Source organism: Sporosarcina sp. YIM B06819 (assembly GCF_033485175.1).
Classification (GTDB): Bacteria; Bacillota; Bacilli; order Bacillales_A; family Planococcaceae; genus Sporosarcina.
In genome coordinates this window covers 122,936-137,714 of record NZ_JAWLIQ010000007.1, presented here as the reverse complement: position 1 = coordinate 137,714, position 14,779 = coordinate 122,936, and the positions used below count along the sequence as shown (strand labels likewise).

At 41.6% G+C, this 14,779-nt stretch carries 19 protein-coding genes; all 19 read left to right on the top strand.

The genetic code is table 11. From position 1 onward, the window contains the following. Positions 1-4: 4 nt before the first annotated feature. The 19 genes from fliG to flhB all read left to right on the top strand — a co-directional run bounded on the left by fliG (position 5) and on the right by flhB (position 14,674). On the top strand, positions 5-1,018 hold the full coding sequence (gene fliG, locus R2B72_RS05830; protein ID WP_318615425.1) for a flagellar motor switch protein FliG: 1,014 nt from the start codon (positions 5-7) through the stop codon (positions 1,016-1,018). Then, complete coding sequence (gene fliH, locus R2B72_RS05825; RefSeq protein WP_318615423.1) at positions 1,011-1,781, top strand: flagellar assembly protein FliH; 771 nt, start codon at positions 1,011-1,013, stop codon at positions 1,779-1,781. The genes fliG and fliH overlap by 8 nt, the downstream gene beginning before the upstream one ends. Positions 1,782-1,783: 2 nt before the next feature. Next, positions 1,784-3,115, top strand: a complete 1,332-nt coding sequence (fliI, locus tag R2B72_RS05820) for a flagellar protein export ATPase FliI (protein ID WP_318615422.1) — start codon at positions 1,784-1,786, stop codon at positions 3,113-3,115. Then, entirely contained in the window at positions 3,112-3,564 is a 453-nt protein-coding gene (fliJ, locus tag R2B72_RS05815; RefSeq protein WP_318615420.1) for a flagellar export protein FliJ, read from the top strand. Before fliI ends, fliJ begins: the two co-directional genes overlap by 4 nt. A 1-nt stretch (position 3,565) precedes the next feature. Beyond that, a complete protein-coding gene (locus tag R2B72_RS05810; protein WP_318615419.1) occupies positions 3,566-4,183 on the top strand; it encodes a MotE family protein in 618 nt (205 codons plus the stop codon). Positions 4,184-4,223: 40 nt separating this feature from the next. Then, positions 4,224-5,492 (top strand): flagellar hook-length control protein FliK, encoded by a 1,269-nt coding sequence (locus tag R2B72_RS05805; protein ID WP_318615418.1) that lies wholly within the window; start codon positions 4,224-4,226, stop codon positions 5,490-5,492. A 2-nt stretch (positions 5,493-5,494) separates the two neighbouring features. After that, on the top strand, positions 5,495-6,256 hold the full coding sequence (gene flgD / locus R2B72_RS05800; protein ID WP_318615417.1) for a flagellar hook assembly protein FlgD: 762 nt from the start codon (positions 5,495-5,497) through the stop codon (positions 6,254-6,256). Positions 6,257-6,258: 2 nt separating this feature from the next. Then, positions 6,259-6,639: a TIGR02530 family flagellar biosynthesis protein gene (locus tag R2B72_RS05795; protein ID WP_318615549.1), complete on the top strand. Its 381-nt coding sequence runs from the start codon at positions 6,259-6,261 to the stop codon at positions 6,637-6,639. Positions 6,640-6,724: 85 nt separating this feature from the next. Then, positions 6,725-7,813, top strand: coding sequence for a flagellar hook-basal body complex protein (locus R2B72_RS05790; RefSeq protein ID WP_318615416.1), 1,089 nt, complete (start codon positions 6,725-6,727; stop codon positions 7,811-7,813). 81 nt (positions 7,814-7,894) lie between these two features. Beyond that, positions 7,895-8,116, top strand: coding sequence for a flagellar FlbD family protein (locus tag R2B72_RS05785; protein ID WP_318615548.1), 222 nt, complete (start codon positions 7,895-7,897; stop codon positions 8,114-8,116). Continuing rightward, on the top strand, positions 8,106-8,531 hold the full coding sequence (gene fliL / locus R2B72_RS05780) for a flagellar basal body-associated protein FliL (RefSeq protein ID WP_318615415.1): 426 nt from the start codon (positions 8,106-8,108) through the stop codon (positions 8,529-8,531). The genes R2B72_RS05785 and fliL overlap by 11 nt, the downstream gene beginning before the upstream one ends. 46 nt (positions 8,532-8,577) lie before the next feature. Then, on the top strand, positions 8,578-9,576 hold the full coding sequence (gene fliM, locus R2B72_RS05775; protein ID WP_318615414.1) for a flagellar motor switch protein FliM: 999 nt from the start codon (positions 8,578-8,580) through the stop codon (positions 9,574-9,576). Next, complete coding sequence (gene fliY, locus R2B72_RS05770) at positions 9,569-10,762, top strand: flagellar motor switch phosphatase FliY (RefSeq protein WP_318615547.1); 1,194 nt, start codon at positions 9,569-9,571, stop codon at positions 10,760-10,762. Before fliM ends, fliY begins: the two co-directional genes overlap by 8 nt. Before the next feature lie 19 nt (positions 10,763-10,781). Further along, positions 10,782-11,144, top strand: coding sequence for a response regulator (locus R2B72_RS05765; RefSeq protein WP_318615413.1), 363 nt, complete (start codon positions 10,782-10,784; stop codon positions 11,142-11,144). A gap of 7 nt (positions 11,145-11,151) precedes the next feature. Then, the gene (locus tag R2B72_RS05760) at positions 11,152-11,871 is read left to right on the top strand and encodes a flagellar biosynthetic protein FliO (RefSeq protein WP_318615412.1); all 720 of its coding nucleotides are present in this window, start codon (positions 11,152-11,154) and stop codon (positions 11,869-11,871) included. Continuing rightward, a complete protein-coding gene (fliP, locus tag R2B72_RS05755) occupies positions 11,864-12,529 on the top strand; it encodes a flagellar type III secretion system pore protein FliP (RefSeq protein WP_318615411.1) in 666 nt (221 codons plus the stop codon). Before R2B72_RS05760 ends, fliP begins: the two co-directional genes overlap by 8 nt. A gap of 10 nt (positions 12,530-12,539) precedes the next feature. Further along, positions 12,540-12,809, top strand: a complete 270-nt coding sequence (fliQ, locus tag R2B72_RS05750; protein WP_318615409.1) for a flagellar biosynthesis protein FliQ — start codon at positions 12,540-12,542, stop codon at positions 12,807-12,809. A 4-nt stretch (positions 12,810-12,813) separates the two neighbouring features. Next, positions 12,814-13,590 carry a flagellar biosynthetic protein FliR gene (gene fliR / locus R2B72_RS05745; RefSeq protein WP_318615407.1) on the top strand — a complete coding sequence of 259 codons (777 nt, stop codon included), beginning with the start codon at positions 12,814-12,816 and terminating at the stop codon, positions 13,588-13,590. A gap of 1 nt (position 13,591) precedes the next feature. Further along, a complete protein-coding gene (flhB, locus tag R2B72_RS05740) occupies positions 13,592-14,674 on the top strand; it encodes a flagellar biosynthesis protein FlhB (RefSeq protein WP_318615406.1) in 1,083 nt (360 codons plus the stop codon). Positions 14,675-14,779: the final 105 nt, after the last annotated feature.

Genomic DNA, 14,779 nt, shown 5'->3' with positions numbered 1-14,779 from the left:
AATTTTGGTTAAGAAAGAAAAAGAAATGACTGGTAAACAGAAAGCAGCGCTCCTGCTCATCTCCCTTGGCCCGGAAGTGTCGGCCGCGATATATAAGCATTTGAATGAAGATGAGATTGAACGCCTGACGCTTGAAATTTCTGGTGTTAAAAAGGTGGAAGCATCTGTAAAAGAAGAAATCATCGAAGAGTTCCATAATATCGCACTCGCGCAAGATTATATCTCACAAGGCGGGATTGGTTACGCGAAAACGGTTCTGGAAAAAGCACTTGGTAAAGATCATGCACAAGCAATTATTAATCGCTTGACTTCATCTTTACAAGTGAGGCCTTTCGACTTTGCGAGACGGGCTGATCCATCACAGATTTTAAACTTTATCCAAAACGAGCATCCACAAACGATAGCGTTAATCTTGTCATACTTGGAAGCAGAACAAGCAGGAATGATTTTATCATCATTGCCACAAGAAATGCAGGCAGATATTGCCAAGAGAATTGCTACGATGGATTCAACCTCTCCAGAAGTGATTAGCGAAGTTGAAGCGGTCCTTGAACGTAAGCTATCTTCAACTGTTACCCAGGATTTCACGGAAACAGGTGGCGTAGATGCAGTTGTAGAAGTGTTGAACGGCGTCGACAGAGCGACAGAGAAGACGATTCTCGATGCGCTTGAAATTCAAGATCCGGAACTTGCAGAAGAAATCCGGAAGCGGATGTTCGTCTTCGAAGATATTGTTACATTGGACAACCGTTCAATTCAGCGTATTGTTCGTGATTGTGAGAACGAGGACTTGATCTTGTCACTGAAAGTATCTAGTGAAGAAGTAAAAGAAGTTTTGTATCGCAACATGTCCCAGCGGATGGCAGAGTCATTCCGGGAGGAGATGGACGTCATGGGACCTGTACGTCTACGCGATGTAGAAGAAGCGCAAACTCGTATCGTAGGTATTATTAGAAGACTTGAAGATTCGGGTGAAATCATCATCGCACGTGGCGGAGGAGATGACATCATTGTCTAACGTATTTCGTTCTTTCAACACGATATCCGAAGAAGGGCAATCCAGGGAAATCACCATTCGTAATCTCACTCTTCCACAGGACACTAACGCACCGGAAGAGCTAACATTAGAAGTAGTACTTGCCGAACGAGAAAGATTGATGAAAAAGGCTCAACAAGAAATTGAACAGGAAAAAGCAGTCATCGAACAGTTGCGGCAAACTGCCATGGAAGATATTTCAGCTATGCAAGTAGCATGGCAGGATGAAAAAGCAATACTCCAACAACAAGCTTATGACGAAGGCTTTCAAGTCGGTTTTGAAGAAGGGCATAACAAGGTGATGGCAGATATGGCTAGCGCCATTCAAATCGCCAATGAAACAACTGCACAATCCCAGAAAAATGCGCAACAATATTTGGACAGCCAAGAACGAGTCATACTTGAACTGGGCATACGAACAGCTGAACGTATTCTTGGCCAAACACTGCAAGATGACGAAGAAAGTTATGTGTCAGTAGTCAAAAGGGCGTTAAAAGAAGCACGCGAAATGAAAGAGATTAAATTATATGTGTCTCTCGATTATTTTGAACTAGTTTCTGATAACCGCGCGGAGCTTGCAGCTATTTTTCCTCCAGATGTGCCATTCCTTATTTTTGCTAATGATGAGTTCGAACCAACCCAGTGTTATATTGAAACGAATCATGGCCGAATTGTAGTCAGTATCGACGAACAGTTGAATGAATTAAGGGAAAGGCTCGTTGAAATCATGGAAAGCGGGGATTGACGATGAAAAAAGCGGAAGAACTAACCGACTTTATACCAAAAGTGAAGACTTTTAAAAAGTTTGGGCGTGTTGTCCGCGTTGTCGGCCTCATGATTGAGTCACAAGGTCCTGAAAGTTCTATTGGTGATGTGTGTCTTATCCATCTAAATACGTCTGGCACAGGCGAATCAGTAATAAAGGCAGAAGTTGTTGGATTCAGAGAAGAAGTCGTTATTCTTATGCCTTATATGGATGTCCGCGATATATCTAGTGGTTGTCTCGTTGAAGGGACGGGGAAGCCGCTTGAAGTGAAAGTGGGAATGAATTTAATTGGAAAAGTTCTCGACTCAATGGGCAATCCGATAGATAAGAGTCCACTGCCAAAAGGCTTAACAACTGTTCGAACAGAGCAGGATCCACCCAATGCAATGACGCGTCCGCCGATTAATGAGAAGTTATCTGTAGGTGTCAAAGCGATTGATGGCATGTTAACGGTTGGAAATGGACAACGTGTTGGGATATTTGCCGGATCAGGTGTCGGGAAGAGTACATTACTCGGTATGATTGCTCGTAACACAACAGCCGATTTGAACGTGATTGCACTTATCGGGGAACGTGGTCGTGAAGTTCGTGAATTCATCGAACGGGATCTTGGACCAGAGGGGATGAAAAAGACAATTGTCATTGCCGCAACATCAGACCAGCCTGCACTCATGCGTATTAAAGGGGCCTACACGGCTACTGCAATTGCAGAGTATTTCAGGGATAAAGGCATGAACGTAATGCTGATGATGGACTCTGTTACTCGGATTGCAATGGCGCAGCGTGAAATTGGACTAGCTGTTGGAGAACCGCCTGCAACACGTGGATATACACCATCCGTCTTTGCGATATTACCCAAAATTTTAGAGCGTACAGGGACAAATGAACATGGTGCGATTACAGCGTTCTATACAGTACTTGTCGATGGTGACGATATGAATGAGCCGATTGCCGATGCAGTACGGGGGATTCTCGATGGACATATCGTGTTAGACCGAACGCTCGCAAACAGAGGGCAATATCCTGCGATTAATGTCTTAAAAAGTGTTAGTCGTCTGATGAACCATATTGCAGACCCAGAACATGTGAAAGCGGCGGAAAGATTACGTGATTTGTATTATACGTATGACAAATCTGAAGACCTCATTAATATAGGTGCTTATAAACGTGGAACATCGAAAGAAATCGATCAGGCCATTGAATACGAGCCCCTCATTACAAACTTTTTGAAGCAAGGATATAGGGACAATATTTCGATGGCTGATAGTATAGCTCAACTTGTTTCACTAGGCGCTGGGGGTAGTACAACATGAAGAAATACCAATACCGTTTTGAAAAAGTGCTGGTGTACCGTGAACAAGAAAAGACTGAAACGGAAATCGAGTACAAGGAAGCTGTTCAAACATTTGAAATCGTTGCTACTCAACTGTACGATTTGCTGAAAAAGAAGGAAGACACGCTAGAGGAGCAACAGGAGAAGATGATGACTGGCTTTATGATTAATGAAATTCACCACTATTCGCGCTTCATCGAAAGTTTAGAAAAGCGTATTGTAGTCACGCAGCAACAAGTGATACAAGCTCGCTCGAAAATGACATGGTTTGAAGACAAACTGTTAGAAAAGACACTTGAGGTACGAAAGTTTGAAAAAATGAAAGAAAAAGATCATGAACATCATCGTACTGAAATGGAACAACTGGAAGCAATACAGCTTGATGAATTAGCGACGTTGAAGTTCCGTAGAAGAGAAAACGGGTGGTAATGTGCCGAAAAAAAATAAAGAAATAAATACCGAATTTGAAGTGGAAAAAGGGAAATCCGCTGGGATATTCCAAATCCTATTGCTGTGGATATTCATCCCACTACTCTTTGCATCGGCTGTCTTACTTATCATTGCTAAGTTTGCGGATATTAATGTATTTGACAAAGCGCAGGAGTGGTCTGGCAAACTTCCTTTCGTGGGCGAAAAAAACGAAGAACAAGATGATGCTGGAGTAGCAAATCTCGTCTTAGGGGAACAGGTTGTGGCCTTACAAGCGGAAATCAAGGAGAAAGAAGCGGAGTTATTCAAGGTGCAAGGGGAACTTGATAAGTCCGTTTCTGAAAAAGAAAAATTGCTACTAGAGCAACAAAGATTGAACGATGAAATTGCACAGCTCATCAGCGAAAAAGACATTTCCAAAAAAGAATTCAATGGAATTGTGACAACCTATGAACAAATGTCTCCAAAATCAATCGCTCCCGTCATTACGAAAATGACCGATGGGGAAGCTGTTCGGATTTTAGCTAGCTTAAAACCGGATACACTCGCTGCGGTGTTGGAGAAGATGGCACCTGAAGATGCAGCAAAATATACGTCATTGCTAACTGGTGAAAGTTAAGAGTTTTTGACTTCATTCTGTATGGAGGGGAGATGAAAGAGTGAAAATCGCAGCACTACAAGCAATGGTTGGGCAAAATTCACAAACTTCTACCAAAGGTGTACAAACTAGTTCAGCATCTAAGGAAACGTTTGGCTCGGTTTTCGGCAGTATTGTTGCAGCTGGCACAGCGGTTATAGTACCTGTTCAACAGCAGTCCACTGACCTAGCGTCCGATGAATCGATACTAGCTATTTTTAATGCAACATCAGTTGAGGAACTGGAAGTTGTAGTAGATGAAGCGGTTGGCGACTTGTCTTCAATAACTGGCCTCGGTAACTTGGAAGAGTTAGCTAACTTATTAGAAGTAGATCCGAAGCAATTGCTAGACAGTATACTGTCTCTATTGGAAAAAGCCGGCCTTGGCGAAGAAGAACTATTAGAAGTCACTTATTCCACTGACTTATGGACAATGCTGAGCGCGATTGATAAAGTAGCACCACAGTTTTACGAGCAGTTAACACATGCACTTGAAGGCGAAGGGGAATTACCGAAGCAACAAGCAATTGACTTGTTAACCGTATTGAAAACGGTGGAACTTGTCTCACCTAAAACTGATTTACTGTTGAAACAAGAACAACAAGTTTTCTCATTGCAAAGCTTTCTCGTAGCAGCGGGTGGACAGTTCGAGGAGGCACTTACTACCAGCAGTTCTAGTAAGCAAGGTGTGGTACCGTTAATGGAATCGAGGCACGCTGTTAGATTTATCACCCCTACGACTACAGGGCAAGCTATGACGGATGATGGAGCGAAGGACAAAGGTTCCGAAACGACTGCCATTACTGCATCTGGCCCCTTTGCTGTAGTCAAAGGTGAACTGTCAGCGACAGAAGCAGAAAACCGTAACAATGCGCGCAACGAAGCATTGGTTCGTGAAATGCAAAATGTCTTCAAACGCGCCAATTTTGGTCAAACAGGTGGGACGAATCGTCTACTTGTCAAACTATATCCTGAACATCTAGGACAGGTCCGTATTGAATTGTTGCAAGTCAATGGCATCATGACTGCGAGAATTCTTGCATCGACTGCACTAGGTAAAGAAATGCTCGACAGTCAGCTAAATCAGCTTCGACAAGCGTTCTTACAGCAAAACTTGCAAGTAGAACGAATCGACGTTACCCAAACATTGCAAGATACGCCAAGACATGAACGTGAGCAAGCCTTTAATCAGCATTTTAAAAATCAAGGTCAGGAAACAGACCAACAGCAAGAACAAAACGAAGAAGAACAACTAACATTCCAAGAATATATGATTGAGTTGGAGGTGTAATAATGACTAATATAGGACAAAAACCGATTTCAGGAACGGATTACCTTGTCAATAAAAAGCGTGATGAGCGTAAAACAGGCGATGGAACCTTAGGCAAAGATGATTTCATGAAATTACTCATCGCCCAATTACAAAACCAGGACCCGACGAACCCGATGAAAGACAATGAGTTTATCGCTCAAATGGCGCAGTTCTCAGCACTTGAACAAACGACGAACTTAGCGAAGTCATTTGAAAAGTTTGCAGAAGCACAAACGCAGGCCCAAATGATTCAATATACGAGTTTTGTTGGTAAAAGTGTCACTTGGCATGAGTTAATGCTAGATGATAAAGGTAATCCGATTGAAGGGGAAGATGGCAAGCTGGTTGTCGAAGAAGGTACAAACAAAATCGTCTCTATTAAGTATGAAAATGGCGATGTGAAATTTGTCTTGGACAATGACAGAGTCATTACACCAGGTAATATTTCTGAAGTGCAGACGGGGAGTGCTGCTGGGACAAACAACCTTGTTGAAGCAAGTCTACTCATTGGTAAATTTGTTGGCTATATGGACGGCAAGGAAGAAAAGTCAGGTAAAGTCGTATCCGTATCAAACAAAGATGGTAAACTTCAATACATTTTGGATGATGGCACTCGGATTGAAGGTAAGAATTTCACAGCAATTAGTGAAACAGAATTACCAAAAGCCGAAGAACAGCCAAAGCCTGAAGAGCCAGTAAAACCTGAAGAGGTACCGGGAACATCGAAAGGGACAACTCCATGAAGATGGACAATATAAATCTCCATCGCATTACAGCACAGCCAATGTTTCAACAAGGGCAATTGCTTAAACCGACACAAAGTCCAAAACAATCGTTTCTAGAGCATTTAAACAATGCGATACAGCCAGCGACGCTTAAAATAAGCAAGCATGCAGCTGAACGATTAGCAGAACGCAATATTGACATATCGGACGCCGAGTGGGCACGTGTGACGGATATGGTCAACGAAGCGAAAGCAAAAGGCATCAAAGAATCGCTTGTACTGATGGACCAAGCAGCGCTCATTGTTAGTGCTCGCAATTCAACAGTCATTACAGCGATGGATCGCACGGAAGCAAAAGACCAATTATTTACGAATATCGACGGCACAATCGTGCTAAGCTAACACTTTGGCAGGACCGTAAAGGATGCCATTAGCCACTGACTGATTGAAGCGGCTACACTCAAAACCGAGAGGGGAAAATTATTTTATGTTACGCTCAATGTACTCAGGTATCTCAGGTCTACGAAACTTCCAAACAAAATTAGATGTTATCGGGAACAACATCGCTAACGTTAACACATACGGCTTCAAAAAAGGCCGTACCATTTTCAAAGATTTGATTTCACAGACAGTAGCAGGTGCTTCAGGCCCTGGTGGTAGTCGTGGTGGAGTCAACGCGAAACAAGTTGGACTAGGATCACAGATTGCTGCAATTGACACACTTCATACAGGGGGGTCTACACAATTCACTGGGAACACACTGGATCTTGCCATTGCGGGAGATGGATTCTTCCAAGTAATTAACGGCAGTGAAATGATGTATACAAGAGCGGGTAATTTTTACATGGATAGTTCGGGCGACCTAGTTGATGGTGAAGGGAGATATCTTCAAGGAATGCAGGGAAAACCAAGTGATGGTACTGACTATGTGGATGATGGAGATGGGGAAATGGGACTTCCTGCTGATCCTGCAAACCAAATTATTGGGAAAATCACAATTCCTAAAACAGCATCGTCTATGTCCATCGGTCAAGACGGCACAGTATATTTTGTAGACACAACAGCAGCAGGAAAAGAGCTTGTAAGACTTGCGGAATTAGATTTTCTTAATGAAGAACAGACTTTGAAAACAGCTATAACGACTGCGAAAGCTAATTTGGATAATGCAGATCCAGCAGATCCAGTAGCTGTTGAAGCCGCTAAAACAGCTTTGAAAGATGCAGAGGATGACTATCAAGAGGCATTAGATACCTTAGCGGGTGTAAAAGCTGACAATAAAGCTGTACTCCAAGTCGCTGGTAAATTTCAAATTGCAACCTTCTCAAACCCAGGTGGTCTCGATAAAGTGGGCGGTAACTATTTCCGAGTGTCAGCAAACTCAGGAGATGCAAGAGTCGGTTTTGGTTTAGATCAAGGTTTCGGTAAATTAGAGTCAGGCTTCTTAGAAATGTCCAATGTAGACCTTGCGGAAGAGTTTACGGATATGATCGTAGCACAACGTGGTTTCCAAGCGAATACGCGTATCATCACAACATCTGATGAAATCTTGCAAGAGCTTGTTAACTTGAAACGATAATATAATCATGTCAATTAAACTAGCATAGCTATTCCCAGAAAAGGAGGGTCGGGCCGGCTCTTGAAGCCCGGCCCCTTACATATGATTCAGGTTACACGTTTGAACGGCAGTACATTCACATTGAACGCACTGTATATAGAAAAAATTGAGTCGTTCCCTGATACGACCATTACGCTTACAACAGGTACCAAATATGTAGTCCTCGATACGGCTGATATCGTCAATAGTCGGATCATCGAATTTTATAAGGCGGTCCAGTTGTTATCAAATCCGTTTATCAGAGGTGAAGAAGATGAAGAATAAAGTGTTGACCATTTCGCTTATTATTCTAGTATGTATTACACTAATTGGTGTTGTTGCACTCATTCTAGTTATGCAGTTGAACAAAGGTGACGCTAAAGCAGAGCCGACCATTGATGAGATTATCGAAAACTCAGTTGATATTGAAGAAATTACAACGAATCTAGTAGGCAAACAATTTATCCGTATTTCTTTAAAAATCCAAACGGATAATAAGAAAGCGGCAGAAGAGTTAGCTAAAAGAGATTTCCAAGTAAAAAATATTGTTATCCAAGAATTATCTGAAATGACTCCACAAGATTTAGAAGGTAAAATTGGCAAACAGGCTCTGGAAGACTCGATCAAATCGCATTTGAATCCACTCATGCAATCAGGGGAAATTCAAAAAGTATATATCGTTTCTCACATTATTCAATAAGTAGACAATATGTACGTACTAAACCCTAATGCAAGGAGGTGACTATATGGCTGGCGATATTTTATCCCAAAATGAGATAGATGCACTTTTGTCCGCGTTATCGACAGGTGAGATGACTGCAGAAGACATGAAGAAAGATGATGAACCGCGGAAGGTTAAAGTGTATGATTTTAAACGTGCTCTCCGGTTTTCCAAAGATCAGATTCGAAGTTTAACGCGAATCCATGAAAACTTTGCTAGACTACTAACTACCTATTTTTCGGCCCAGCTACGGACATACGTCCAAATCAATGTCGCTTCAGCGGATCAGATTCCTTTTGAGGAATTTATTCGGTCAATCCCGAATATGACATTGATCAATATTTTCGAAGTGCCCCCACTTGATGGCAACATCTTGATGGAAGTCAATCCGAATATAGCTTATTCAATGCTTGACCGCCTTATGGGAGGCGTTGGAACAAGTCTAGGGAAAGCCGATAATTTAACCGAAATTGAAACGAAAATAATGACGGGCTTATTTGAGCGATCCTTTGATAACTACCGTGAAGCGTGGTCTGGCATCATTGATATGGATCCGTTCCTCACAGAGATGGAAGTGAATCCACAATTCCTTCAAATGATATCGCCGAACGAAACGGTAGTCGTCATTTCGTTTAATATCGTGATTGGTGAATCGAGTGGGATGATTAATATTTGTATTCCACACGTTGTGTTAGAACCGATTGTTCCCAATTTATCGGTTAGGTATTGGATGCAGTCCAATATAAAAGAACCGACTCCCGAGCAAAGTGCCATACTTGAAAGGCGTTTGAAGCAAGCTCCACTACCTGTCGTTGCCGAACTTGGTCATGGTAAGATGACGATTGAAGATTTCCTTTATTTACAAGTAGGAGATGTAGTTTCGCTCGACCGTAAAATTGATGATCCGCTCGTCGTAAAAATTGGTGATATACCTAAATTCACAGCGCAACCAGGACATCTGAGAAGTCGGATGGCCGTGCAGATAATTGACACAATAATAGGAGGGGATGAAGATGATGAGTGATAATATCCTTTCGCAGGAAGAAATAGAAGCGTTATTGCGTGGTGAGCCCATTGGTATTGAAGATTCCACCTTCTCGTCCTCCGATGAGAAGGTAACAGCCGATTATTTAGATGAGATAGAACAAGACGCGTTGGGTGAAATAGGCAATATTTCCTTTGGTAGCTCCGCAACTGCGCTATCTGCATTACTTGGACAAAAGGTCGATATAACAACTCCGACTATTTCTGTTGTTCATAGAAAAGAGCTAGAAGCAGAGTTTATCCATCCATATGTGGCTGTTAAAGTGGAATATACTGAAGGGCTAAGGGGCATGAATCTTTTCGTTATTAAGCAAAGTGATGCGGCCATTATTGCAGATCTTATGTTAGGTGGTGATGGGACGAATCCCGATATGAATCTCGGGGAAATCCATTTGAGTGCAGTGCAGGAAGCCATGAATCAGATGATGGGGTCAGCGGCTACATCCATGTCAACAATGTTTAATAAAAAGGTGGATATATCACCGCCGGCCATTGATTTATTGGATATGGAGTCTGACAGGGGGCGTGAACTAATCCCTCAAGATGAATTGTCGATAAAAGTTTCATTTGCACTTAAGGTAGGCGAACTAATCGATTCTAATATTATGCAGCTACTACCACTAGTTTTTGGAAAAGATTTAGTAGCTACTCTACTAGGAGGTGGCGCAACAGAGGAGACGGCAGCCGTTGCAGAGATGGCACCGCCGCTCGAAAAACAGCAACCAGTAGCTATGCAACAACCAACGCAGCCAGTGTATCAGCAACAAGCACCGGCTCAAGACATGTACCAGCAGCCATACACACAACCTATGCCACAGCAACAAATGCGTATCCAGCAACCGCAGGTGAATGTTCAACAAGCACAGTTTGCTAGCTTTGAAAGTCCAACATTGAACCAAACAGAGACGAATAACTTGAATATGCTTCTCGATATTCCGTTACAAGTGACTGTTGAACTTGGTAGAACTAAACGTTCTGTTAAGGAAATTTTAGAAATGTCAAGTGGCTCAATCATTGAACTGGACAAACTTGCAGGTGAGCCCGTTGATATACTTGTCAACAATCGCCATATTGCAAAAGGTGAAGTAGTTGTTATCGATGAAAACTTCGGTGTACGAATCACAGATATTTTAAGCCAAGCAGAACGTTTAAATAATTTACGATAGAAATCAGGGGGTAATACAAATGAGTAAACGTATTTTAATAGTGGATGACGCAGCTTTTATGCGTATGATGATCAAAGATATTTTGACAAAAAACAATTTTGAAGTTGTCGGTGAAGCTGCGGATGGTGCACAGGCTGTTGAAAAATATGATGAATTAAAGCCAGATCTCGTTACAATGGATATTACAATGCCTGAAATGGATGGAATCGCGGCACTAAAAGCGATTAAAGAAAAACATCCTTCTGCAACGATTATTATGTGCTCGGCGATGGGACAGCAGGCGATGGTTATCGATGCTATTCAAGCGGGTGCAAAAGATTTTATCGTTAAACCTTTCCAGGCAGACCGCGTGATTGAAGCAATCGAAAAAGCATTAGGATAATCATAGGATGAAATTAGCAACGGTAAAAAAGTATGTGCTAGCATTCGTTTTGATGATACTCTTTGTCAGTCAATTATCGTCTTTATCTGCTTTTGCAGACGATGATCCCAATAAATCCGTGTCGGACTATTGGACGACTGACAAAGATAGTGATGTAGAAAAAGATAGTGATACAGAAAAAAAAGAACTTGACAATAACATCAATGCACCAACTGCTGATAGGTCGTCTACCGACAAAGCAGTTGGATCATCGGTGGGTGATTACATAAAAGTAATGGTTGCTTTATTGTTCGTCGTATGTTTATTATTTGGACTTTTGAAATTCGTGAATCGAAAAAATCGACTTTACGATAAAAATCGATTTATGAAAAATATGGGCGGCATATCGCTTGGACAGCATAAGTCAGTTCAACTAGTGGCCGTTGGCGAATCTTACTACTTAATAGGTGTTGGAGACGATATCCGTTTATTGAAAGAGATTACGGATCCCGGGGAGATTGACAAACTTGTCGAATTTTACGGGGGGGACGATCGTGAATTAGCAACGGGGATGCTCGATCAAATTCTTAAGAAAATGACTGGGAAATCCCCAAATGACCGAAACGTGCAAACAGGAGAGTCAAGTGATTTTGGTGAACTATTTAAAACTAGACTCGATGAGATGAAAGAGGAGAGGAACCGGCATATTAGCCGATTGACAGAAAAGGAGCGGAACCAAGATGAATGATTTCGTTCAGTTTTTTTCGGATAGTGACGCTACCAACGTATCGACATCTATCAAAATGATGCTCCTTTTGACAGTGTTGTCACTCGCGCCGGCTATTCTAATATTAATGACCTCTTTTGCACGCATTGTCATTGTCTTATCATTCGTCAGAACGGCACTTGCTACGCAGCAAATGCCGCCAAACCAAGTAATTGTCGGCCTTGCACTTTTTTTAACATTTTTCATCATGGCACCGACATTTCAACAAGTGAATGAACAGGCACTGACCCCGCTATTCGAAGATGAAATAACGCTCGAAGAAGCTTATGAAAAGGCTAGTATGCCCTTGAAAGAGTTTATGAGTAAGCATACGCGGCAGAAGGATTTGGAATTATTCCTGCGCTATAACCAAGCGGATGTACCAGAAACGCTTGAAGATGTATCACTCACTATGCTTGTCCCTGCATTTGCATTGAGTGAAATTAAAACGGCATTTCAAATGGGTTTTATGATCTTTATTCCATTTCTAGTCATTGATATGATTGTTGCGAGTATTTTAATGTCGATGGGGATGATGATGTTACCACCTGTCATGATTTCATTACCGTTTAAGATATTGTTATTCGTACTTGTCGATGGTTGGTATCTCATTATTAAATCATTGTTACAAAGTTTCTAGGAGGGTTAACATGACGATGGAAACGATTATAGGCTTGGCTGAGAGTGCAATCTGGGTCATCCTTATGACATCAGGTCCCCTCCTTCTCATTGCACTTGGATCGGGCCTTGCAGTTAGTATTTTTCAAGCAACGACGCAAATTCAGGAACAGACGTTGGCATTTGTTCCTAAAATTGTTGCTGTACTCGTAGGGATCGTTTTTTTTGGTCCGTGGATGCTGACAAAGGTAACCACATTCGCAGGTAATATTTTTGAAAATCTTGTTAGGTATATCGGGTGATTAAATGGAAGAATTAGTTCCTTCATTCGCCGCATACCTACTTATTTTAACTCGAGTTACTGCATTTTTTGTTACAGTTCCGCTATTCTCTTACCGGGCAATTCCTGCGACACAACGAATCATTTTTGGCGCATTGCTAGCATGGATGCTCGTCTATACAATTGAAATCCCCCATTTAGAGGTTAATGGGACTTTTATTTTGCTTGTTATTAAAGAAGCTGTAACAGGTTTGGCAATTGGAATTATCGCATTTATCATTATGGCGGCCATTCAGATTGCGGGTGGGTTCATCGATTTTCAGATGGGCTTCGCCATTGCCAACGTAATTGATCCACAAACTGGAGCGCAATCACCACTTCTCGGTCAATTCTTCAATTCACTTGCTATTCTTCTATTATTGGCATTGAATGGTCATCATATGTTGTTAGACGGTATTTTTTACAGCTATCAATTTATCCCGATGGAGCAGCTTTGGCCGGCTCTTGGCGAAGAACGTTTAGCTGATTTTATTGTTAAGACATTCGCAACCTCATTTGTGATTGCTTTCCAAATGTCTATTCCAATTGTTGCGACATTGTTTCTAGTCGATTTAGCGCTTGGAATTACAGCAAGAGCTGTGCCACAAATGAATATTTTTGTTGTTGGATTTCCCATCAAGATTAGTGTCAGTTTCCTTGTGCTAGCGATTATGATGGGTGTAATGGTGCAGATGATGAAAAAATTATTTGAAATGATGATCATCGCTATGAGGGACTTGATGATACTTCTTGGAGGTGGCTAACATGATGTTGCGGTTAGATCTGCAATTTTTTGCAGGGGAAAAGACCGAAAAAGCCACGCCGAAAAAACGTCAAGATTCCCGGAAAAAAGGGCAAGTGTTAAAAAGTCAAGATGTGACAAGTGCAACCGTCCTCCTTACCGTGTTCCTTTTCCTGTTCTTTATCGCGGGATTCATGAGGGACCGCTTTTTCCTGTTTTTTAAGCATGCTTTTACGGAATATGTTCCGCTCACGCATCTAGATGAAGATAAGGCAATGCTTATTTATTCTGAAGTTGTAATTCAAATGGCGTTTATTTTATTACCCATTATGTTAGCGGCAGTAGTCGCAGGCTTAGCAGGAAATTTATTTCAGATTGGATTACTTTTTACGACGGAGCCATTGAAATTCGATTTGAAGAAAATTGATCCCATCAAAGGACTTAAACGTATTTTTTCAATGCGTGCAATCATCGAGTTATTAAAGTCTGTACTGAAAATTTCATTTATTGGTTCAACAACTGTTATCATCCTGATGATGAATATCGACAAAGTGCTGGCATTAGCATTCAAAAGTCCTTGGGATGTAATGACTACTGTGGCGCAACTTGCGGCTATTATGGGGATTACAGCAGCATTAGTTTTATTATTCATTTCAATTCTTGACTTCTTTTATCAGAAATTTGACTATGAAAAAAATCTCCGAATGTCCAAACAGGATATTAAGGATGAACATAAGAACAGCGAAGGGGATCCGATTATTAAATCCCGCATAAAGCAGCGCCAGCGCGAAATGGCTATGCGCCGTATGATGCAGGAAGTTCCAAATGCAGATGTGGTGATAACAAACCCGACACATTTTGCTATCGCTATCAAGTATGATGATGGCAATATGGATGCGCCGATTGTAGTGGCAAAAGGTCTTGACTTCGTTGCACAGAAGATTAAATTGATTGCAAAAGAACATGATATCGTTATGGTTGAAAATCGACCACTTGCAAGATCACTATACGATGAAGTGGAGATTGGGGGACGAATTCCTGAAGAGTTCTTTAAAGCAATCGCCGAAATACTGGCGTATGTCTATCGCATACAACGTAAAATCTGATTTGACCAACAAGGAAGGATGCAGTTCAATCCTTCCCCACTATAGGCCAAAAATTCAATTCAAAATCTGGAGGCAAATACACCAAGGCGTATTTGATTAAATTAA